The following is a 605-nucleotide window of genomic DNA, read 5'->3' on the forward strand; positions in this document are numbered from 1 at the left end:
TTGCCGACCCCACACCGGAGCCGACGCCGGAACCGATACCCGAGCCGGCACCCGAGCCGATACCGGATGAGGGTGTCACCCACCTCGGCACCGACGGTGACGACCTGTTCCGGGTCCACAGCACCCGCGATACGATCGAGAACGCGGGAACCGGAACGGACACCGTCGAGACCACCGTCAATTTCACCCTGCGGCGGCATTCGGACGGTGATGACCTCGACAACCTCGTGCTCGCGGGGGACGCGGACCTCGTCGGTGTCGGAAACTCCGCCGACAACGTGCTCACGGGCAACACCGGCGACAACCACCTGAGCGGCGTCTGGGGGGATGACACCGTATACGGCGGCAGCGGCGATGACACGATCAAGGGGGTCAACGGCGACGACTGGCTGTATGGCGGCGCAGGCAACGACGATCTCAGCGGCGGGGATGGCGATGACATGCTCTTCGGCGGAGGCGGCAACGACACCCTCCACGGCGGCGACGGCAGGGATACGTTCATCACCTCTTCCGACCCCGACGGCGAGGATATCATTGACGATTTCGTGGTGGGCGAGGACCTGCTGGATGTGTCCCCCTGGGGGGTCGCGAGCCTCGCCGATCTC

The 605-nt window shown here is 66.4% G+C and carries 1 protein-coding gene; it reads left to right on the forward strand.

All coding sequences use genetic code 11. From position 1 onward, the window contains the following. Window positions 1-605: calcium-binding protein (locus ACFFU4_RS17645; protein ID WP_377071207.1), on the forward strand; the 605-nt coding region annotated here is incomplete at both ends.

The organism is Roseovarius ramblicola (genome assembly GCF_042430665.1).
Taxonomy (GTDB): Bacteria; Pseudomonadota; Alphaproteobacteria; order Rhodobacterales; family Rhodobacteraceae; genus Roseovarius; species Roseovarius ramblicola.